Raw genomic sequence first — 409 nt, forward strand, 5'->3', positions numbered from 1 at the left:
ATCAATTCACTTGCTGATTTTCACCGATAATATTTCTTAAACCAATTCTTCAAGTGTTTTTCATCTTTAGCGATGAAAGGTTTGAGAAGTTTCTCAGGCTTATCCACATCTTGGATTGAGATACAGATCCGATTATCGTTCAGTTTCACGATCCGAGTGATTTTCAGGTAGTTGCTGATCCCATCAGGGCATTGATCCACATTGTTGTTGGTGATGTGGATCGTTTTTCCAATGTATTCTGCAAATTCCTTAATGGGTTCGTTAGTGATAGGGTGGATTTTAGGGGGATCAATTTCTTCTAGCAAATTGTCTTTTTTCAGGCTGTATCCATTAACAAACAGAAATTCTAAAGCGAATGTTTTGCTTGACACACGCAATTTTTGAGGGTTATTTTTGCTTTTAGGGTAAG

At 37.2% G+C, this 409-nt stretch carries 1 pseudogene; it reads right to left on the bottom strand.

Features of this window, described 5'->3' with window-relative positions:
- Positions 1-20: 20 nt before the first annotated feature.
- A pseudogene (locus QT74_RS08620) lies at positions 21-409 on the bottom strand (replication initiation protein); the annotation flags it as partial.

This window comes from Helicobacter pylori SA213A (assembly GCF_000476275.1).
GTDB classification, from domain to species: domain Bacteria; phylum Campylobacterota; class Campylobacteria; order Campylobacterales; family Helicobacteraceae; genus Helicobacter; species Helicobacter pylori_CL.